The organism is Sphingomonas aurea, from assembly GCF_030678875.1.
Classification (GTDB): Bacteria; Pseudomonadota; Alphaproteobacteria; order Sphingomonadales; family Sphingomonadaceae; genus Sphingomonas; species Sphingomonas aurea.
In genome coordinates, this window is record NZ_JAUUDS010000007.1 from 20774 (window position 1) to 40283 (window position 19510).

Annotated in this window: 20 protein-coding genes and 1 tRNA gene; 12 read left to right on the plus strand and 9 right to left on the minus strand. The window is 69.7% G+C overall.

Features of this window, described 5'->3' with window-relative positions:
• Positions 1-2: 2 nt before the first annotated feature.
• From msrA to Q5H91_RS12730, 6 genes are all read right to left on the minus strand, one after another.
• Positions 3-650 carry a peptide-methionine (S)-S-oxide reductase MsrA gene (gene msrA / locus Q5H91_RS12705; protein ID WP_305173944.1) on the minus strand — a complete coding sequence of 216 codons (648 nt, stop codon included), beginning with the start codon at positions 648-650 and terminating at the stop codon, positions 3-5.
• 7 nt (positions 651-657) lie between these two features.
• A complete protein-coding gene (locus Q5H91_RS12710; RefSeq protein ID WP_305173790.1) occupies positions 658-801 on the minus strand; it encodes a hypothetical protein in 144 nt (47 codons plus the stop codon).
• Between the two features lie 263 nt (positions 802-1064).
• A complete protein-coding gene (locus Q5H91_RS12715; protein WP_305173791.1) occupies positions 1065-2264 on the minus strand; it encodes a pyridoxal phosphate-dependent aminotransferase in 1200 nt (399 codons plus the stop codon).
• Between the two features lie 37 nt (positions 2265-2301).
• Positions 2302-4059 (minus strand): aminodeoxychorismate synthase component I, encoded by a 1758-nt coding sequence (gene pabB / locus Q5H91_RS12720; RefSeq protein WP_305173793.1) that lies wholly within the window; start codon positions 4057-4059, stop codon positions 2302-2304.
• Between the two features lies 1 nt (position 4060).
• Positions 4061-4822, minus strand: a complete 762-nt coding sequence (locus Q5H91_RS12725) for an SDR family NAD(P)-dependent oxidoreductase (protein WP_305173794.1) — start codon at positions 4820-4822, stop codon at positions 4061-4063.
• Positions 4823-4931: 109 nt separating this feature from the next.
• Entirely contained in the window at positions 4932-6338 is a 1407-nt protein-coding gene (locus Q5H91_RS12730) for a sigma-54-dependent transcriptional regulator (protein WP_305173795.1), read from the minus strand.
• Positions 6339-6561: 223 nt separating this feature from the next.
• Between Q5H91_RS12730 and Q5H91_RS12735 the strand changes: the two genes are divergently transcribed.
• From Q5H91_RS12735 to Q5H91_RS12765, 7 genes are all read left to right on the plus strand, one after another.
• Entirely contained in the window at positions 6562-6687 is a 126-nt protein-coding gene (locus Q5H91_RS12735; RefSeq protein ID WP_305173796.1) for an aa3-type cytochrome c oxidase subunit IV, read from the plus strand.
• A gap of 8 nt (positions 6688-6695) precedes the next feature.
• Positions 6696-7817 (plus strand): NAD(P) transhydrogenase subunit alpha, encoded by a 1122-nt coding sequence (locus tag Q5H91_RS12740; protein WP_305173797.1) that lies wholly within the window; start codon positions 6696-6698, stop codon positions 7815-7817.
• Positions 7818-7959: 142 nt separating this feature from the next.
• On the plus strand, positions 7960-8319 hold the full coding sequence (locus Q5H91_RS12745) for an endonuclease domain-containing protein (RefSeq protein WP_305173798.1): 360 nt from the start codon (positions 7960-7962) through the stop codon (positions 8317-8319).
• Positions 8316-8606: an NAD(P) transhydrogenase subunit alpha part 2 gene (locus Q5H91_RS12750; RefSeq protein WP_305173799.1), complete on the plus strand. Its 291-nt coding sequence runs from the start codon at positions 8316-8318 to the stop codon at positions 8604-8606. The genes Q5H91_RS12745 and Q5H91_RS12750 overlap by 4 nt, the downstream gene beginning before the upstream one ends.
• Before the next feature lie 36 nt (positions 8607-8642).
• Positions 8643-10157: an NAD(P)(+) transhydrogenase (Re/Si-specific) subunit beta gene (locus tag Q5H91_RS12755; protein ID WP_305173800.1), complete on the plus strand. Its 1515-nt coding sequence runs from the start codon at positions 8643-8645 to the stop codon at positions 10155-10157.
• The gene (locus Q5H91_RS12760; protein ID WP_305173801.1) at positions 10157-11059 is read left to right on the plus strand and encodes a helix-turn-helix domain-containing protein; all 903 of its coding nucleotides are present in this window, start codon (positions 10157-10159) and stop codon (positions 11057-11059) included. The genes Q5H91_RS12755 and Q5H91_RS12760 overlap by 1 nt, the downstream gene beginning before the upstream one ends.
• Positions 11060-11102: 43 nt before the next feature.
• A tRNA-Val gene (locus Q5H91_RS12765) sits at positions 11103-11178 on the plus strand.
• A gap of 5 nt (positions 11179-11183) precedes the next feature.
• Here the strand turns inward: Q5H91_RS12765 and Q5H91_RS12770 are convergent.
• Positions 11184-11897 (minus strand): GDSL-type esterase/lipase family protein, encoded by a 714-nt coding sequence (locus tag Q5H91_RS12770; RefSeq protein ID WP_305173802.1) that lies wholly within the window; start codon positions 11895-11897, stop codon positions 11184-11186.
• Between the two features lie 135 nt (positions 11898-12032).
• On the opposite strand from Q5H91_RS12770, the gene Q5H91_RS12775 reads away from it, so the two are divergent.
• From Q5H91_RS12775 to Q5H91_RS12790, 4 genes are read left to right on the plus strand one after another with little or no spacing between them, the layout of a single operon-like run.
• Positions 12033-12482, plus strand: a complete 450-nt coding sequence (locus Q5H91_RS12775; protein WP_305173803.1) for a DUF6456 domain-containing protein — start codon at positions 12033-12035, stop codon at positions 12480-12482.
• A gap of 52 nt (positions 12483-12534) precedes the next feature.
• Positions 12535-13482: a diaminopimelate epimerase gene (gene dapF, locus Q5H91_RS12780; RefSeq protein WP_305173805.1), complete on the plus strand. Its 948-nt coding sequence runs from the start codon at positions 12535-12537 to the stop codon at positions 13480-13482.
• Between the two features lie 27 nt (positions 13483-13509).
• Positions 13510-14328: an oxygenase MpaB family protein gene (locus Q5H91_RS12785; protein ID WP_305173806.1), complete on the plus strand. Its 819-nt coding sequence runs from the start codon at positions 13510-13512 to the stop codon at positions 14326-14328.
• Between the two features lie 53 nt (positions 14329-14381).
• Positions 14382-15227 carry a PhzF family phenazine biosynthesis protein gene (locus Q5H91_RS12790; RefSeq protein WP_305173807.1) on the plus strand — a complete coding sequence of 282 codons (846 nt, stop codon included), beginning with the start codon at positions 14382-14384 and terminating at the stop codon, positions 15225-15227.
• 200 nt (positions 15228-15427) lie between these two features.
• Here the strand turns inward: Q5H91_RS12790 and Q5H91_RS12795 are convergent, their stop codons facing one another.
• Both Q5H91_RS12795 and Q5H91_RS12800 read right to left on the minus strand, forming a co-directional pair.
• Positions 15428-16147, minus strand: coding sequence for a hypothetical protein (locus Q5H91_RS12795; RefSeq protein WP_305173808.1), 720 nt, complete (start codon positions 16145-16147; stop codon positions 15428-15430).
• A 4-nt stretch (positions 16148-16151) separates the two neighbouring features.
• On the minus strand, positions 16152-17375 hold the full coding sequence (locus tag Q5H91_RS12800; RefSeq protein ID WP_305173809.1) for a toxic anion resistance protein: 1224 nt from the start codon (positions 17373-17375) through the stop codon (positions 16152-16154).
• A 191-nt stretch (positions 17376-17566) separates the two neighbouring features.
• Here Q5H91_RS12800 and typA point away from each other — a divergent pair, with 191 nt between their 5' ends.
• On the plus strand, positions 17567-19408 hold the full coding sequence (gene typA, locus Q5H91_RS12805; protein ID WP_305173810.1) for a translational GTPase TypA: 1842 nt from the start codon (positions 17567-17569) through the stop codon (positions 19406-19408).
• Positions 19409-19510: the final 102 nt, after the last annotated feature.

The window sequence follows — 19510 nt, forward strand, 5'->3', positions numbered from 1 at the left end:
GCTCAGCGGCTTAGCGTCGGGAAACCGGCGCGGAACGCCGCCAGCTTGGGCTTGTCCCACGCGACGATATACGGGTGCGTCGGGTGCTTGGCGAAGAAGTCCTGGTGATAGGCTTCGGCCGGGTAGAAGCGCCCCTGCTCGACATGGGTGGCGATCGGCCGCGGAAATGCCTTGGCCGCGGTCAGCTGTGCGATATAGGCGCGCGCCACCGCCGCCTGCTGCGGCGTCTGCGGGAAGATCGCCGAGCGATAGCTCGGGCCTGAATCGGGGCCCTGCCGATCGACCTGGGTGGGGTCATGCGCGACCGAGAAATAGACGCGCAGCAGCGTCGCATAGCTCACCTGACGCGGGTCGTAGCGGATCTGCACCGCCTCGGCATGGCCGGTCGTCTCGGTCGAGACCTGGTCATAGGTCGCGGTGCCGGCGCGGCCGCCGGCATAGCCGGACGTCACCGCGCGCACGCCCTTGACGTGCGAGAACACCGCATCCATGCCCCAGAAGCAGCCACCGGCCAGCACCGCGGTCTGCAGGCCCGGAGCAGCGGGCACGTCGGTGCGCGCGGCCGGGATCGGCACCGCGCGCTCGGCATCCGCTCGGCCGATCAGCACCGCAGAGGCCAGCGACGCCGTCGCGACCAATGGCCAAAGCAGCTTCACCTCAGCGGACCTCGTGCGTCGGCACGAAGCGGCTGACCAGCTCGCGCGTCGCATCGGCCGGCTGGAGCGCCACGAGCCCGATTGCGCCGAGCACGAAGCCACCGGCGAACTGCCACACGACACTGGACTTGATGATGTTGAGCATGATCCTGAAACCTGTTGAACCGCCGTGGGACGACGGAGAGACGTTGCCCGCCATGTCGTGGATGCACCACGTCACGACAAGATGACTGTCCTGAAACATAGCGTTGCCGAATGAACGATCGCTTGGCGACGCGTTCATCGGAGGTTGTCGCTGGCAAGCATCGTCACCCCATCGCAGGCTGGGGTCTTCCGATCGGCCGGCGTGCCGCTCGCCACGCGGAAGGCCCCAGCCTACGCTGGGGCGACGCCGGAAATCGAACAGCCTTACCGCAGAGCCGCGCACGCCTCCGCGATGCGCGCGCACGCCTCGGTCAGCAGCGCGTCAGAGGTTGCGTAGCTGATCCGCATCGCTGGCGAGAGGCCGAACGCCGCGCCCTGAACCGCGGCGACGCGCGCCTCGTCGAGCAGGTAGGTCACGAACGCCTCGTCATCGGCGATCGTCACGCCCTTGAGCGTCGTCTTGCCGATCAGGCCGGCGACCGACGGGTAGACATAGAAGGCGCCCTCGGGCCGGGGGCAGGTGATGCCGGGGATGGCGTTCAGCGCGTCGACCACCAGGTCGCGGCGCGTCTTGAACGCGGCATTGCGCTCCGCCAGAAACGACTGGTCGCCGGTCAGCGCCGCGACCGCCGCCGCCTGCGCGACCGAGCAGGGGTTGCTGGTCGACTGCGACTGGAGCTTTGCCATCGCCTTGATGAGCCAGGGGGCGCCGCCGGCGAAGCCGATCCGCCAGCCGGTCATCGAATACGCCTTGGAACAGCCATTCACGGTCAGCGTGCGATCGTACAGGTCCGGGCACACCTCGGCGATCGTGGCGAAGCGGAAATCGTCGTAGACGATATGCTCGTACATATCGTCCGCCAGGATCCAGACGTGCGGGTGCCGTGCCAGCACCGCGCCCAATGCCTTCAGCTCGTCGGCGCTATACGCCGCGCCGGTCGGGTTGGACGGCGAGTTCAGGATCACCCACTTGGTGCGCGGCGTGATCGCGGCGTCCAGCGCCTCGGGCGACAGCTTGTAGTTCTGCTCGGCTCCCGCCTTGGCGATGACGGGCGTACCGCCGGCGAACTGGACGATGTCCGGATAGCTGACCCAGTACGGCGCCGGGATCACCACTTCGTCGCCCGCGTCGATCGTCGCGACCAGCGCGTTGAACAGCGTGTGCTTGCCGCCGACGTTCACGCTGATCTGGTTGGTCGCATAGGCCAGGCCGTTGTCGCGCTGGAACTTGGCGACGATCGCCTCCTTCAGCACCTGCGTGCCGTCGACGACCGTGTAGCGGGTCTGCCCGTCGCGGATCGCCCGGATCGCGGCGTCCTTGATGAAGTCGGGCGTCTCGAAATCGGGCTCGCCGGCGCCCAGGCCGATCACGTCGACGCCGCTGCGCTTCAGCTCGGCGACGCGGGCGGTGACGGCCAGCGTGGGCGAGGGGCTGATGCGGTCGAGCGCGGCGGAGGTCTTCATCGGGCGGCCTTCTTCTTGGGGGCGGCGGCGCTATAGCCTATTTCGCTCCTGCAACAAGCGCCGGGATCAGCCCGCGCACGGCATTGCCGAGCGAAAATCCCCCCGCCAGATCGTCGCGGGTGACGACGCCCTCGACCGCCCGTCCCTCGGCGATCAGCGCGGCGCGCAGCACGCCCGGCAGCATCGGATCGCTCGCCGCCGGGGTCACCAATGTCCCGTCACGCTCGACGAACAGCGAGGTGAAGCTACCCTCGGTCAGCCGCCCCTCATGCTCGAACACCACCTCGTCGGTGCCCGCCGCGCGTCGCGCCGCGTCATAGAAGCCGCGAGCGGACGTCTTGTGCCGCAGCCGCACGTCGTCGGGGCGAACCGGCAGCGGCACGATCGCGACGGTCAGCGGTGTCTGCGCGGGAGCGGGCAGCGGCCCCGTTTCGATCGCGACGATGCCCGATGGCGCCAGGACCAGCCGCACCCGCCGGCCCTCGCGCAGGCGAAAGGTCGCGGCCTGCAACTCGTTGCGCGCGGCGTGCCGGTCGAACGCGAAGCCCAGCGCGTCCGCGCTCGCCTTCATCCGCGCGAGGTGCAGGTCGAGGCGCAATATGCCCTCTTCCGGGTCGAAAACCATCGTCTCGATCAGGTCGAACCGCGCGACGCCGTCGCCGACGAACGCGCCCTTGGCCAGGCACTCGTCCCACTCGGCGGCGGGGTCCGAGTCGGCGACGATCCCCGATCCCAGCGCCAGCATGGCGGCGGACGCCCCGGCGTCCAGCACCAGCGTGCGGATCGCGACGTTGAACGCCGCATCGCCGCCTGCGTCGATCCGCCCGATCGCGCCGGTATAGGCGCCGCGCGGTGCCTGCTCCAGATCGGCGATCGCCTGCATCGCGCGGACCTTTGGCGCGCCGGTGATCGATCCGCACGGGAAGGCTGCCGCCAGCACGTCGACCGCGTCGTGGCCCGGCGCCAGCGTCGCGGTGACGGTCGAGGTCATCTGGTGGACGGTCGGATAGGTCTCGACCGCGAACAGGTCGGGCACCGCGACGCTGCCCGGCACCGCGACGCGCGACAGGTCGTTGCGCATCAGGTCGACGATCATCAGGTTCTCGGCGCGCTGCTTGGCATCGGCGGCCAGCGTCGCAGCCTGCGCTGCGTCGTCCGCAGCAGTATCGGCACGCCGCGCGGTGCCCTTCATCGGCCGGCAGGTCAGCCGGTCGCCGTCGAGGCGGAAGAACAATTCGGGTGAGAAGCTGAGCAGCGTCTGCCGTCCGGTCGACGCCACCGCGCCATACCCCGCGCCCGCCGTCCCGCGCAGCTGCGCGTAGAGCGACAGCGGATCGCCCTGGAACGGCACGGCGGCCGGCACGCTGAGGTTCGCCTGGTACAGGTCGCCCGCCGCGATCAGCGCCAGCAGTGCACGGATGCGGTCCTGATGCATCGCCATGTCGACGAGCGGCGCCGGCGCGCCGATCCACGCGCCGGCCGGATCGGGCAGCCACGTCGCCGCTTCGACCGGTGTCCACCCGTCGAACAGCCCGAACCAGAGGAGCGGGGTCGCGGACGGGGCAGGGGCGGGCAGCGCCGGCTCGAACGCCGCGCCCACCTCGTAGGACAGGAACCCCGCCGCGTGCAGCCCCCGCGCGGTGCCGGCCCGCAGCCGGTCGAGTGCCGCGGCTACCGCCTCGATCCGATCCGCCTCGACGATGTCGACCGGCGCCCGGTATAGCCGTGCCTCTCCTCCAGTGCGGGCATCGTCGAGCAGGACGAACGGCCCTGCGCTGTCGCCGTCATCGTGCATGTCAGAGCGAGTAGCCGCCATCGCCGACCAGCACGCTGCCGGTCATCGACGCGGCGGCATCGGAGAGCAGGAAGGCGATCTGTCCCGCCACCTCCTCTGCGGTCGCGAATCGGCCGAGCGGGGTGGACGCCGCCGCCATCTCGGCCAGCGCGGCATCGCGCCCCAGCTTGCGTGCGCGCGCCGCGAAAAAGGGTGCGCTGTCCCAGATCGGTGTCGCCACCCCGCCGGGGGCGACCGCATTGACCCGCAGGCCGCGCGCGGCGCCTTCCTTCGCGGCGACGCGGACCAGCTGCATCAGCCCGGCCTTGGATGCCGCATAGGCACCGGTTCCCGCCTCGGCCTTCAGCGCAGTGGCCGACGCGACCGCGACGATCGCCCCGGCTCCGGTCATCGCGCGTAGCGCCGCGCGCAGGGTCAGGAACGCGCCGTCCAGATTGACCGACAGCACCCGCCGCCACTCCGCCAGCGACAGGTCGGCGATCATGCCGCCGCCGGCGACGCCGGCGTTGACGACCGCGCCGGTCAGTCCGCCCAGATAGGGGCTGGCGGCGTCCCAGAACGCCTCGTCCGCAACATCGCCGGGCAGCAGGTCGATGCTGCACGGCATGTCGATCCGCGCCAGCGCGTCGGCGTCGCGATCGACCAGCACCAGCCGCGCCGCGCCCTCGGTCGCCAGCCGCATCGCGGTGGCCAGGCCGATACCGGACGCGGCACCGGTGACGAGAATGACGCGATCAGGGCTGGCGCGATCGGGCGGAACCATGCCGCCGGATTACGCTGCCCGTCGCGGCTTGTCTCCCCGACCCCGATCGATTTTTTTGGCAGGCGTGTGCGCCCGCCGGCTCGCTCCGTCGCCGAGTCGCGGGCGCCGATCAGGCCGCGCTGTCGATGCCCAGTTCGCCCAGCTTGCGGTACAATGTCGACCGGCCGATCCCCAGTCGGCGCGCGACCTCGGTCATGCGACCACGATAATGGCCGATCGCCAGCCGGATCACGTCCGCCTCGATATCCTCCAGCGGGCGCAGATGGCCGTCGGGGCGGAACAGGCTGACCCCGCCCGCTTCCGCCGCGGTGGCCGAGCGGCGATGCCCCATCGCGGCGATCTGCGGGAAATCGCTGCGGGTCAGCGCGTCGCCCTCGCACAGCACCGCCGCGCGGAAGAGGGCGTTCTGCAACTGGCGGACATTGCCCGGCCACTCATAGCCGGCGAGCAGGTCGAGCGCGTCGTCGGTGATGCCCAGCGCGCGCAGGCCCGGCTGCCGCCCGATCCGCGCCAGCAGGTGCCGCGCGAGCGCCGGCACGTCGCCGATCCGGTCCCTCAGCGGCGGGATCGCGACCTGCACGGTGTTCAGGCGATAGAACAGGTCCTCGCGGAAGCGATCGGCCTCCACCTCCTCGCTCAGGCGGCGGTTGCTGGCGGCGATGACGCGCACGTCGACCTCGCGCGGGTGGCGCGCGCCGAGCGGCTGGACCTCGCCGGTCTGGAGCATACGCAGCAGCTTCACCTGCGCCTCGGGCGGCATCTCGCCGACCTCGTCGAGGAAGATGGTGCCGCCATCGACCTCCTGGAATTTGCCGATCTTGCGCTCGAACGCGCCGGTAAAGGCGCCCATTTCGTGCCCGAACAGCTCGCTCTCGACCAGATTGGCCGGGATCGCGCCGCAGTTGATGGTCAGCATCGGGCGCTTCGAGCGAGGCGATGCGGCGTGGATCGCCTTGGCGATCACTTCCTTGCCGACGCCGCCCTCGCCCTCGATCAGCACCGGCGCGCGCGAGCGGGCGGCCTTGGCCGCGATCGCCAGCGCGGCCCGGAAATCGGGGGAAGAGCCGACGATCTCGTCGAACGCCAGCTGCGCGGGCAGCTTCTCGGTCAGCGGGCGCAGCTCGCCCGCCACCGTGCCGCCGACCGCCGCCTCCAGCGCGGCGAGCAGCCGGTCGGGGGCGAGCGGCTTGACCAGGAAGTCGGTCGCGCCGCTGCGCATCGCCGCCACCGCCTGCGTCGCCGAACCGTTGGCGGTCAGCACCAGGATCGGCAGCTGCGGCCGCTCGCGCCGCAGCTCGGCGATCAGGTGGGTGGCGTCGGCATCGGCCGACCAATGGTCGATCAGCACCGCGTCGAGGTGCATCCCGTCCTGCGTGCCGAGCGTCGCGATCGCGGTGTCCTCGTCACCCGCGAAGATCGCCCGCCAGCCGCCGCGCGCTGCCAGCGCCGCGATCAGCCTGCGCTGTGCGGGTTCGTCGTCGATCAGCAGAAGCAGCCGCTGTCCATTGCGCGTCATTCGTCGTCTTCCGTCCCGGTTCGGTACGGTCAATAGGGGCGCGTAGGTAAAGGCAGCCTTAAGCGCCCCGCCGGTTATGCGGCGATCGTGACGCGTTCGTGACCGGACTGGCCCGAACGCCGCACGCGGTGCCGCCGGCGGGGTTTAGGGCCGGGGGCTTGAGGCGGGAACGGTGCGCGGTTAGGGTCGGTCCGAAACAAGGTTTAATTTCAGGGGACGCTCCATGGCCGGACACGGCGACACCAAGGTCGACGTCAAGACCTATGACCGTATGATCTCGATGATGAAATATGGCGGGGTCGCGTGCTTCCTGCTCGCCGCGCTGGTGATCTGGCTCATCGCGCACTGAGCGGCGGGATGCGGATCGCCGTCCTGAGGGAGCAAGCCGAGGGGGAGCGGCGGGTCGCCGCCACGCCCGAGACCGCGAAGAAATTCGCCGCACTGGGCGCGACCGTCGCGGTCGAGAGCGGTGCGGGCACGGCGGCGGGCTATGCCGACAGCGCCTATGCGGAGGCTGGCGCGACCGTTGCCGATCGCGCCGCGGTGCTGGCCGGCGCCGACATCGTGCTGGGCGTGCAGGGGCCGGATCCGGCCGGACTGGCCGGCGTGGTGCCGGGGGCGTGGCTGGTTGCGGGGCTCAACCCGGTCGGGGATCGCGCCCGTATCGACGCCTATGCCGCCGCAGGCGTCGAGGCGCTGGCGATGGAGTGGATGCCGCGCATCACTCGCGCCCAGTCGATGGACATCCTGTCCTCGCAGTCGAACCTGTCGGGGTACAAGGCGGTGCTCGACGCCGCGGCCGAATATGGCCGCGCCTTTCCGATGATGATGACCGCCGCCGGCACCGTCGCGGCAGCACGCGTGTTCGTGATGGGCGTGGGCGTCGCCGGGCTCCAGGCGATCGCCACCGCCCGCCGGCTGGGTGCGCAGGTATCGGCCACCGACGTCCGCTCGGCAACGCGCGAGCAGATCCAGTCGTTGGGCGCCAAGCCGATCTTCGTCGAGAACGTCGCGGGGATCGAGGGCGAGGGCACGGGCGGCTATGCCGGCGAAATGAGCCCCGAATACCAGGCCGCGCAGGCAGAATTGGTTTCGGCGCACATCGCCAAGCAGGACATCGTCATCACCACCGCGCTGATCCCCGGCCGCCCGGCACCCCGGCTGGTGTCGGACGCGCAGCTGGCGACGATGCGGCCGGGTAGCGTCGTCGTCGACCTGGCGGTCGAGCAAGGCGGCAATGTCGAGGGCGCGGTCGCCGGCGAGGTGGTCGAGCGCCACGGCGTGAAGATCGTCGGCCACCGCAACGTGCCGAGCCGGCTGGCGGCGGACGCATCGGCGCTGTTCGCGCGCAACCTCTATAATTTCCTGTCCGCCTTCTGGGACAAGGACGCCGGCCGCCCCGTGCTGGATGCCGAGATCGGCGACGCGATCCGCCTGACCAGGGGCGGCAAGGTGGTGAACGCGAGGCTGACCGCATGATAACTCCTCCCCTGGAAGGGGAGGTGGCGCGCGCCAGCGCGACGGAGGGGTGTCGCCCGTCCTTATGTCGCGGGCCCTCGTGGACGGAGACACCCCTCCGTCAGGCTGACGCCTGCCACCTCCCCTTACAGGGGAGGAGTTGATGCTGCAGGGTGTCGGGGAGACAGGTCGGCAGGCGCGTCGGCTTCGGCAGGATATGAGCTTGCCGGAGATCGTGCTGTGGCGAGCGTTGCAGCAGCGTCCCGGCGGCTTCAAGTTCCGGCGCCAGCATCCCTCCGGCCCGTATATCGCCGATTTCTACTGTCACGAGTCACGGTTGATCGTCGAGGTGGACGGCGAGGTACATGGCCGCGGTGACCGCCCGTTGCGAGACGACGTTCGGGATCGCTGGTTCATACAGCGGGGTCTGACCGTCCTGCGCTTGCCTGCCGCCTATGTTCTGTCCAATCTCGATGGTGCCATATCGGCCATCGCCCAAGCAGCGGAGCAACGCCGCCAATGACCTTCATCGCCATCCTGTCGATCTTCGTCCTCGCCTGCTTCGTCGGCTATTACGTCGTCTGGTCGGTGACGCCGGCGCTGCATACGCCGCTGATGGCGGTCACCAACGCGATCTCGTCGGTCATCATCGTCGGCGCGCTGGTCGCGGCCGCCGCTGCGGGGTCGCCGACCGCGAAGTGGCTGGGGCTGGCGGCGGTGGTGCTGGCGAGCATCAATATCTTCGGCGGCTTCGCGGTCACCGCGCGGATGCTGGCGATGTACAAGAAGAAGGAGCGGGTCGCGAAGTGACGCGCACGCTCGACGAACGGGTCCGGGGGAAGCAGGATGCATGAGGTAGCGGTCAACCCCTGGGTGGCGTTCGCCTATCTGGTCGCGGGGGTGTGCTTCATCCTGGCGCTGCGCGGCCTGTCGAGCCCGTCGACCAGCCAGCGCGGCAACCGGCTGGGCATGATCGGCATGGCCATCGCGGTCGTGACGACGCTGGTGACGCATGTGCCGGTGCAGACGGTGGGGCTGGTGCTGGACGGGCCGGCCGGTCCGATCGCGGCAACCGGACCGCTGTTCGCCCGCATCGACACGGTTGCCGTCCTCGAAATCCTCGCGGCCATCGCCATCGGCGCGGCGATCGGCATCACCACCGCGCGGCGCATCGCGATGACCGCGATGCCGCAGCTGGTCGCCGCCTTCCACTCGCTGGTCGGCCTGGCCGCGGTGCTGGTCGGGTTCGCCGCGTACCTGAACCCGCAGGCATTCGGGATCGGCCAGCTGGTCGTGCCGCTGATCGGCGACCCGTTCACCGTCATCCAGCCGGCCAGCAAGGTCGAGATGGGGCTGGGCGTCGCGATCGGTGCGATCACCTTCTCCGGCTCGGTCATCGCCTTCCTGAAGCTCAACGGCAACATGGGCGGCAAGCCGATCCTGCTGCCTGGCCGCCACGCGATCAACCTGGGCACACTGGTCGCGATCCTGGTGCTGGTCGCGCATTTCGCGCACACGCAGGACGGCTGGGCGTTCTGGGTGTTGACCGTGCTCGCCTTTGCCATCGGGTTCCTGCTCATCATCCCGATCGGCGGCGCCGACATGCCGGTCGTGGTGTCGATGCTGAACAGCTATTCGGGCTGGGCGGCAGCGGCGATGGGCTTCACGCTCGGCAATTCGGCGATGATTATCACCGGCGCGCTAGTCGGCTCGTCGGGCGCGATCCTGTCGTACATCATGTGCCGCGCGATGAACCGCAGCTTCATCAGCGTGATCGCCGGCGGCTTCGGCGCGGTGGCCGGGCCGGCGGGTGAGGCGGCGGCGACCGATCGCCCGTGGAAGCGCGGCTCGGCAGAGGACGCCGCGTTCCTGATGAGCCAGGCGAGCCAGGTCGTGATCGTCCCCGGCTACGGCATGGCGGTGGCGCAGGCGCAGCACGCACTGCGCGAAATGGCCGACAAGCTGAAGGAAGAGGGGGTGCGCGTGAAATACGCGATCCATCCCGTCGCCGGCCGGATGCCCGGCCACATGAACGTGCTGCTGGCCGAGGCGAACGTCCCCTATGACGAGGTGTTCGAGCTGGAGGACATCAACGCCGATTTCGCCCAGACCGACGTCGCCTTCGTTATCGGCGCCAACGACGTGACCAACCCGGCGGCCAAGACCGACAAGACCTCGCCCATCTACGGCATGCCCGTCCTCGACGTCGAGAAGGCGGGGACGGTGCTGTTCATCAAGCGATCGATGGGTGGCGTCGGCTATGCCGGAGTCGATAACGAACTGTTCTACCGCGACAATACCATGATGCTGCTCGCCGACGCCAAGAAGATGGTCGAGGAGATCGTCAAGGCGCTCGGCTGATGGCGGGGTTCGATGTCGTCCTGATCGCGGCGGCCGTCCGGCATTCCGCGGCGAGCGACGCGGTGGTGCAGGCAGGTGGCCGCGTCGTCGCCGCGCTCGACTGGGCGGAGCTGTCCGGCCTGCCGGCCCATGTCGGCAGTGCCCCGGTCCTGGCGATCGAGGCCGAGGGGGCGCCGCTCGCCACGCTGGAGACGGCGCTGCCGGTGGTGGCGAAGCTGGTGGAGGCCGATGGCCTGCACGCGGTCGTGGCCCTCGACGATGCGCAGATCGATCTGGTCGCGGGCACGCTGTTGCTGCCGGGCGTGCAGCTGCTGTGCCGGCCCAGCGTGGCGCGGCAGATCGCGGCGATCGCCGTCGCCGGCCAGCTTGCTGGCGGTCGCGGCCTGTCCGACCGGGTCCGCGAGGATGACCGCGAGCGACAGATGAACGAGGAGATCGCGCGCCTCGCCGCGATCATCGTCGATTTCGCCGATCGCGAGCGCGGCGATCCGGAGGGTCGGCCGGGCGGGGTCGGCGACCGGCACATGAGCTTCGGCTTCGCGCCCGCCCCGGCGGCGGTCGATCCGCAGACCGTGCGGCAGGCGCTGCGCGCGCGCCGCCTGCGCGACTCCTTCTTCCAGTCCGGCCTGTTCGAGGATCCGGCCTGGGACATGCTGCTCGACCTCTACGCCGCGCATCTGGAGCGGGCGCGGGTGTCGGTGTCGAGCCTGTGCATCGCCGCCGCGGTCGCGCCGACCACGGCGCTACGCTGGATGGGGCGGCTGACCGATATCGGCCTGCTGGAGCGGCACCGCGATCCCACCGACGGGCGCCGTGCCTTCATCTCGCTGTCGCTTCGGGCGTTGACCGGAATGGACGGCTATGCCGCGGCGCTGCGTCGGGCCGGGCTGCCCTTCGCGTGATCGCTTGCGCCGCGTGGTGCTTCCTCGCTAAGGGCGATCGCGCGGGCGCTTAGCTCAGTTGGTAGAGCATCTCGTTTACACCGAGAGGGTCGGCGGTTCGAGCCCGTCAGCGCCCACCATCCCGTCAAACCCTCATCGCGCGCAGGATCGGCTCCAGCACGCTCGCCATCGCGTCATATCCTCCCTCGGTCGGATGGACGCCGTCATAGGCTAGGCCCGGCTTCATCGCGCCATCCGGTGTGGCCAGCACCGGCGTATAGTCGACGAAGCGCACGCCGAGCGCCCTGGCATGCTCGCGTGCCCAGGCGTTGATCGCGCGGATCGGCGCGACGGGGTCGAGCCCCGGCCGCCATGGAAAGCCGCTCGCCGGCGGCACGGAGGCGAGCAGCACCGCGATGCCGTTGGCGCGCGCGACCTGGCAGATCGCGGTCAGGTTGCCCGCGGTGTCCAGCCCGGTCATCGGCCCGGTATTGCCGGCGACGTCGTTGGTGCCGCCCATCAGGTGCAGCACGCGCGGGCGCAGCGCGACGACGTCGGGCATGGTTCGCACCAACATCTGCGGCGTCGTCTGTCCACCGATGCCGCGGTTCACCCGGCCGGCGGTGAAGAAGGCGGGGCGGCGAACGCTCCAGCCTTCGGTGATCGAGTCGCCCAGGAAAACGATGCCGGCGCGCTCACCCGCGGCGATGCGGCGGCGATTGTCCTCGGCGTAGCGATCGGTCCACGCCCAGTCCTCGGGCCGGCGCTTCGCCGCCGCGTCCGGCGCAGCCTGCGCGCGGGCGAAGCCGGTCAATCCGGCCAGCGTGGCGACGCCGAAGAGGGTCCGACGGTCGATCATGTCACCATCCCTGCGCTTCGTTTCATGCCGGGGATACGGTGTCACCGTTGTCGCCCGAACGCCAGTGGCGGCGAGACGGCTGTCCTACACGCCCCGCTTCGTGGCAGGCGACCGGCCGCAACGAAGGAGTGGCGCATGCGCGGACTGGTGGAACGGATGATCGACGAACAGGGCCGCCCGGCGCCGCACGGGCGGCGGGTGACGGTCAATCCGGCCGAGTCGCCGCTCGGCTGGCTGGCCTCCCGCGGCATGCTGACGCCGCGCCAGTGCGAGGCGGGAGAGCGGCTGCGGATGGATTACGAGCGCGCGCAGCTGGCGGCGTCGGTGACGATGCGCTGGGCGCCGCGCGTCGACGGCGGTGGCGCGCCGGTCGATCCGGCGGCGGCGCAGCTGTCGGCCAAGCGCCGCTTCGACGCGGCGATCGCCGCGGTCGGCCCCGGCCTGACCGACATACTCTGGCGCGTCGCCTGCGCGGGCGAAGCAGTGCCGGCGGCGGAGAAAGCGCTGGGCTGGCCCGGCCGCTCGGGCCGGCTGGTGCTGACGCTCGCGCTCGACCGGCTGGCGGCGCATTACGGGCTGCATTGACATGCCCGCCGCCGGAGTGGCAGCCGCACCCCCGTCACAGAGGAAATCCGCGATGCGCCTGTCGTTCGTCAAATGCCATGGATCGGGCAACGACTTCCCGCTGATCGACGCGCGAACCCTGTCGCTGGACGATATGGCATGGGCGGGTGTGGCGCGGGCGCTGGCGGATCGGGCGGGGCCGGTCGGCGGCGACGGTCTGCTGCTGTTGCTGACGGGGGATGCGACCCACCCGATCGGCTTCCGCATGTTCAACAGCGATGGGTCGGAGGCGGAGACCTGCCTGAACGGCGTGCGCTGCGTCGCGCGGGCGGGCTTCGCGGCACTGGGGGTCGAGGCGGCGGGGGTACGGCTGGTAGGATCGGTCGCGCAGGCGGCGCACGATCCGGACCTGGCGCCCGGCGTCTACACCGTGCGCGAGGTCGCCGGCCCGGCCTCGCTCGACGTCGCCGCCTGGCCGATGGCGATCGGCGTCGACCGAGTGGTCGACGCGTCCGTCCCGCCGCTCGGCGACCGGCGCTTCACCGCGGTGGCGATCCCCAACCCGCACCTCGTCACCTTCGTCGAGGCAGTCGACGAGGCGGAGCTGGTGCGGCTGGGCACGATCTGCGAGTCGGCACCCGACTGGCTGCCGCGCCGCGCCAATGTCAGCTTCGTCGTCGTGGGTGAGGACAGCCTGTTCGTCCGCACCTTCGAGCGGGGGGTCGGCCTGACCGACAGTTGCGGCAGCGCGATGGCCGCCTCCACCTATGCCGCCTGCCTGACTGGGCGCTGGCGCTTCGGCGCGGAGGTGACGGTGCTGAACCGCGGCGGGCTGGTCCGCGCGATGGCGACCGAGGACGCGATGGTGACGATCGCCGGCAACGCGACTTTCGAGTGGGAGGGGGAGGTGACCGTCGACCCCGCCGCCGGGACCGCGAGCGATCGGGTCGTAACCCATCGCTATCCAACGGAAATCGCCGCCTGGGACGCGGTGAGGGCGCGCGCCGCCGCCTTTCGCTGACACGGCGCCATCCCCATATCGCCGGCCATGGACATGCGGCAGGCGATCGGCGACCGGGTGCGCGGGCTGGTGGGCTCGGGCGAGTTGGACCTGAGCCGCCCGGCGGGCGATGCCGGGCTGTTCGGTCCGGGCTCCGCGACCTGGGCGGTGCATGGCGACTTCACCAGCATGATGATCGGCGGCATCGCCTCGCTGCTGGTGCAGATGCTCCATCCCGGCGCGCTCGCCGGCGTGTGGGACCATAGCGACTTTCGCCGCGACATGACCGGGCGCCTGCGGCGGACGGCGCAGTTCATCTCGGTCACCAGCTATGGCTCGACCGAGGCGGCGGAGCGGATGATCGCGCGGGTACGCGGCGTGCACGACCGGGTGAGGGGGACGCTGCCCGATGGCACCCCCTACAGCGCCAACGACCCCGCGCTGCTCGCCTGGGTCCACGGCGTCGAGGTCGACAGCTTCCTGCGCGCGCATCTCCGCTATCGCGACCCGGCGATGCCGATGGTGCGGCAGGACGCCTATGTCGACGAGATGGCGGTGATTGCCGAGCGGCTGGGCGCGGGCGACGTGCCGCGCAGCCGCGCCGCGCTGTCGGCCTATCTGCTCGCCATGCGGCCGGCGCTGCGCGTCGATCACCGCACGCGCGAGGTGGCACGGCGGCTGATCGATCAACCCTCGCCCAGCCGGCTCAATGCTCCGATAAACGCAGTGATGATGCAGGCGGGGATCGAGCTGATGCCACGCTGGGCGGCGCGGTTGCACGGGCTCGACCTGCCCGCCGCCGGACGCCCGGCGATCCGGCTCGGCGCGCTCGGCGTCGGCCATCTGATGCGCTGGGCCTTGCGGTAAGCCGCACGACCCGTCACGCTGCTCCCCGACAACGAACTGGAAGAGGATCGGGCATGGCGGACCGCGGCACCTGGCTGGTCGATGTGTTCCACGACGGCGCCTTCAGCGGCAATCCGCTGGCGGTGATCGCCAGCGATACCGAGCTGGACGCCGCCACGATGCAGCGCATGACGCGCTGGTTCAACCTGTCGGAAACCGCCTTCCTGCTGCCGCCGACCGACCCGGCCGCCGACTATCGCGTCCGCATCTTCACGCTGGAGCGCGAGCTGCCCTTTGCCGGCCACCCGACGCTCGGCAGCTGCCACGCGTGGCTGGAAGCCGGTGGCACGCCGCGCGATCCAGACCGCATCGTCCAGCAGTGCGGCGCCGGCTTGGTGTCGATCCGCCGCGACGGCGACCGGCTGGCCTTTGCCGCGCCGCCGCTGATCCGCTCCGGCCCTGTCGAGCGCGCGCACCGCGCTGCGGTGGCGCGGGTCCTCCACCTCGATCCGGCGGCGATCCTGGCGTGCGAGTGGGTCGACAACGGCCCCGGCTGGATTGGCGTGCTGCTCGCCTCGGCCTATGACGTGCTCCACGTCCAGCCGATGCGCCACCATCCGGGCCGGGTCGAGATCGGGCTGATCGGTCCGCAGCCGGCCGGGTCGGATACGGCGTGGGAGGTGCGGACCTTCTTCACCGACGCGCAGCATGCACTGACCGAGGACCCGGTGACCGGCAGCTTCAACGCCTCGATTGCGCAGTGGCTGCGTGCTTCGGGCCGGGCCGATACCGGCTATGTCGCGGCGCAGGGCACCGCACTCGGCCGGCGTGGGCGGGTGTATGTCGACTATGATGCCGATGGGCAGGCATGGGTCGGCGGCCGGTCGCAGCTGATCGTGGGGGGAGCTTTGCTGGTTTAGCTAAGAGGTTGTTCGCGCGGAGCGTGCGAATAATGCAGAAGATTGGGTTCGCGCGAAGACGCTAAGATGTCTTGTGCGTGGCGACGCACCTTCATCATCACGTCTGAAGATTGAGAGCTGCTGCGCACCCGGACGCAACATCTTCGCGTCTTAGCGTCTTCGTGCGAAAATCAATCTTATCTCCGTGAACCGAAACCGGTTCAGCCCTCGCTGTCGCCCTTGTATTTCAGCTCCAGATAGCGGCTGCGCGTCTGCAGGCTGTCGAGATCGCCCTGCGCCAGCCGCTCGGTCATGCCGGCGATCTCCCGTTCGATCAGGGCCAGGCCGTCGACCAGCGCCGCATCCGGCGTGCGGCCGTTGCGCTCGGTGCGGCGCAGCGGTTCGGGGACGCGGGCATAGTCGCCGACGAAGGCGGGCAGCTGCTCGCCGACCAGCCGGCGGATGTCCTGCGCCGCCTCTCCCTCCGGCTCGACGCGGGCGAGCTGCGGCGACAGCGTGCCGAGCCGGTCGCCGATGCGGTCGACCAGATGCTGGGCCGGTGCCGGCAGCATCATCCGCTGCGCGTTCAGCCAGCGCTCGGTCTGCGCGGGCAGCGCCTTGATATCGACGGTCCTCAGCTTGTCGGGGGGCGGGGGGGCACGCTCGGTCGTAGCGGGCCAGACCGACAAGAGGACCGTTGCCGCGACCATTGCGCACAGGATCAGGAAGAACCCCATGATCCCGATTCCACTGGGCAAGACCAGTCCGGCCACCAAGCCGGCGATCAGAATGGCGACGGCGGCCATGCCGATGCGCTTCAGCCGACGTCCGGCCGCGGCGCGGCTGCGGACCGATGAGCGGGGCAGGGGGGCAGCGCCCGGCTCACTGATCCGCGCCCAGCTGGCGCGCGCGGCGGCGATCGCGTCGTCGACTTCGCTCATGCGGCTACAGCGCCTCCAGCCGGAACTGGTCGGTGCCCGGGCCCTTCAGCGCCCCCTGCGACGCGCCCTCGGCCCGCGCGATATAGCCGCGCGACTTCTCCACCTCGTTGCCCAGCGTGTTGACCGTCGTCTTCATCGAATCGAGCGCCTTCAGCTTGAACGTGTCGATCGCGTCCATCGTGTCGTAGATGTTCTGGAACGCGCGCTGCAGCGTCTCCAGCGGGATCGTCGAGGCGGCGGCCTGTTCATGGATGCGCGCGGTGTTGCTGGCGAGCAGCTTGCCGGTCGAATCGATGATGTTGGCGGTCGTGGTGTTGAGCTGGGTGATCTGTTCCAGCACCAGCTTCTGATTGGTCAGTGCCTGCGCAACCGTCACCGCAGTACGCAGCGCGGCGACGGTGGTGGTGGAGGCCCGGTCGACGCCCTTCACCAGCTCGACATTGTTCTTCTTGACCAGGTCGAGCGCCAGATAGCCCTGCACCGTGACCGCCATCTGGGTCAGCAGGTCCTGCGTGCGCTGGCGGGTGTAGAACAGCGCCGTCTCGCGGATCGCCTTCGCCTTGGCAGGGTCGGTGTGGTCGAGTTCGTTGGCCTTGTCTTCCAGCTTGGCGTCCATGCTGCGCGACAGGTGGATCATCTGCTCCAGCCGCCCCATCGCGGTCCACAGGTTCGCCCGCTCGGTATCGATCGCCGCATTGTCCATCAGCAGTTCGTCCTTGCCCGAGGACAGGCTCTTCAGGATCGAGCTGATGTGCGTCTGCGACGATTTATAGCTGTCGAAGTAATTGCGCATCTTGTTGCCGAACGGGATGATCCCGAACAGCTTCTGTGGCGCGGTCAGGTTGCCCTTCTTGCCGGGGTCGAGATCCTCGACGACGCGGCGCAGCTCGGCCAGGTCCTTGCCGACACCCGTCTCCTGATCCATCGCCTTGACCGGCCGGTCGAGGAAGCGGTTCGACTGGCCGGCAGCCTCGCGGATCTCCTTGGCGCCCATCGCGGTGATCGCATCGACCCGGCGGCCGAATTCGGGCGAGTTCACGTCCTGCGCGACGAGTTCGGCGACGAAACTGTCGACGCGGGTGTCCAGCTCGGACTTCTTGGTGTCGTCGACCGGCACCAGGCCCGCGGCCTTCTCAGCCTGCACGGTCGGCACCGGATCGGGCGGGGTCAGCACCAGCCCCCGGTCGGCCGTGCCATCCGCCGTGATCGTCTCGGTCGTCGTCGCCATCATCGTCCTCCAACAGGCCGCGGCAATGTGACGGTAGTCGTGCCGGCGATCAAGTGTATCATGTTAATAATACGCCTCGACAGGTCGCAGCCGCGCCCCTCATGGAGGGCCATAAGCGCCGGCCCTTCCCGCGGCGCACCATTTCGGCTATGGGGCGCGGCAACCACAGCTCCAGACATTCAGGATTCCCCATGAGCCTCCGCAACGTGGCGATCATCGCGCACGTCGATCACGGCAAGACGACGCTGGTCGATCAGCTCTTTCGCCAGTCCGGCACCTTCCGCGACAACCAGCGCGTCGAAGAGCGGGCGATGGACTCGAACGACCTGGAAAAGGAGCGCGGGATCACCATTCTCGCCAAGCCGACTTCGGTCGACTGGACCCCGCCGGGCGCCAGCGAAAGCGTGCGGATCAACATCGTCGACACGCCGGGCCACGCCGATTTCGGCGGCGAGGTGGAGCGAATCCTGTCGATGGTCGACGGCGTCGTCCTGCTGGTCGATTCGTCGGAAGGCGCGATGCCGCAGACCAAGTTCGTGACCGGCAAGGCGCTGGCGCTGGGCCTGAAGCCGATCGTCGTCGTCAACAAGGTCGACCGTCCCGACGCGCGCATCCAGGAGGTGCTCGACGAGGTGTTCGACCTGTTCGTGTCGCTCGATGCGAATGACGAGCAGCTCGACTTCCCGGTGCTCTACGCGTCGGGCCGGAACGGCTATGCCTCGACCGACATGGACGCGCGCGAGGGCACGCTGATCCCGATGTTCGAGACGATCGTCAGCCACGTCCCGGCGCCCAAGGTCGATGTCGACGCGCCGTTCACCTTCCTCGTCACGCTGCTCGACCGCGACAATTTCCTCGGTCGCATCCTGACCGGCCGGGTCAATTCGGGCACGGTCAAGACCAACCAGCAGATCCACGCGCTCGACAATGACGGTAACGTCGTCGAGGTCGGCCGCGCGTCGAAGATCCTGTCGTTCCGCGGCCTCGACCGCGTGCCGGTGGACGAGGCGAAGGCAGGCGACATCATCAGCCTGGCCGGCCTGACCACCGCGACCGTCGCCAACACCATTGCCGACATCACCGTGTCGGAGGCGCTGCACGCCCAGCCGATCGATCCGCCGACGCTGTCGATGCGCTTCGCGGTGAACGACTCGCCGATGGCGGGGCGCGAGGGCACCAAGGTGACCAGCCGCATGATCCGCGACCGCCTGTTCCGTGAGGCCGAGTCGAACGTTGCCGTCAAGGTGACCGAGGCGGCCGACCGCGACAGCTATGAGGTGGCAGGCCGCGGCGAGCTTCAGCTCGGCGTGCTGATCGAGACGATGCGCCGCGAGGGCTTCGAGCTGGGCATCAGCCGCCCGCGCGTGCTGTTCGGCGAGGACGAGACCGGCAAGAAGACCGAGCCGTACGAGACGGTCATCATCGACGTCGACGACGAATATTCGGGCACGGTCGTCGAGAAGATGAACCTGCGCAAGGCGGAGATGACCGACATGCGCCCGTCGACCGGCGGCAAGACGCGCATCACCTTCTCCGCGCCCAGCCGCGGCATGATCGGCTACCACGGCGAGTTCCTGTCGGATACGCGCGGCACCGGCATCATGAACCGGCTGTTCGAGAAGTACGGCCCGCACAAGGGCAATATCGAGGGCCGCAAGAACGGCGTCCTGATCTCGAATGGCGCCGGCGAGGCGCAGGGCTATGCGCTCGGGCCGCTCGAGGATCGCGGTATCCTGTTCGTCGGGCATGGCGAGGCGCTCTATGAGGGCATGATTATCGGCGAGAACGCCAAGACGGATGACCTCGAGGTCAATCCGATGAAGGCGAAGCAGCTGACCAACTTCCGCGCGTCGGGCGGCAAGGACGATGCCATTCGCCTGACCCCGCCCAAGAAGATGACGCTGGAGCAGGCGATCGCCTATATCGACGACGACGAGATGGTCGAGGTGACGCCCAAGTCGATCCGCCTGCGCAAGCGCCACCTCGACCCGCACGAGCGCAAGAAGGCCAGCCGCGCCAAGATCGCGGCGTAAGGCGGGCCGGCCCAGGCGGAGCGAAGCTCCGCCGCGGCTCAAGGCTCGTCCGGCCGGCCGCGCCGAAAGCGCGGACCGACGACGCGGCTTCGCCGCGGAGTT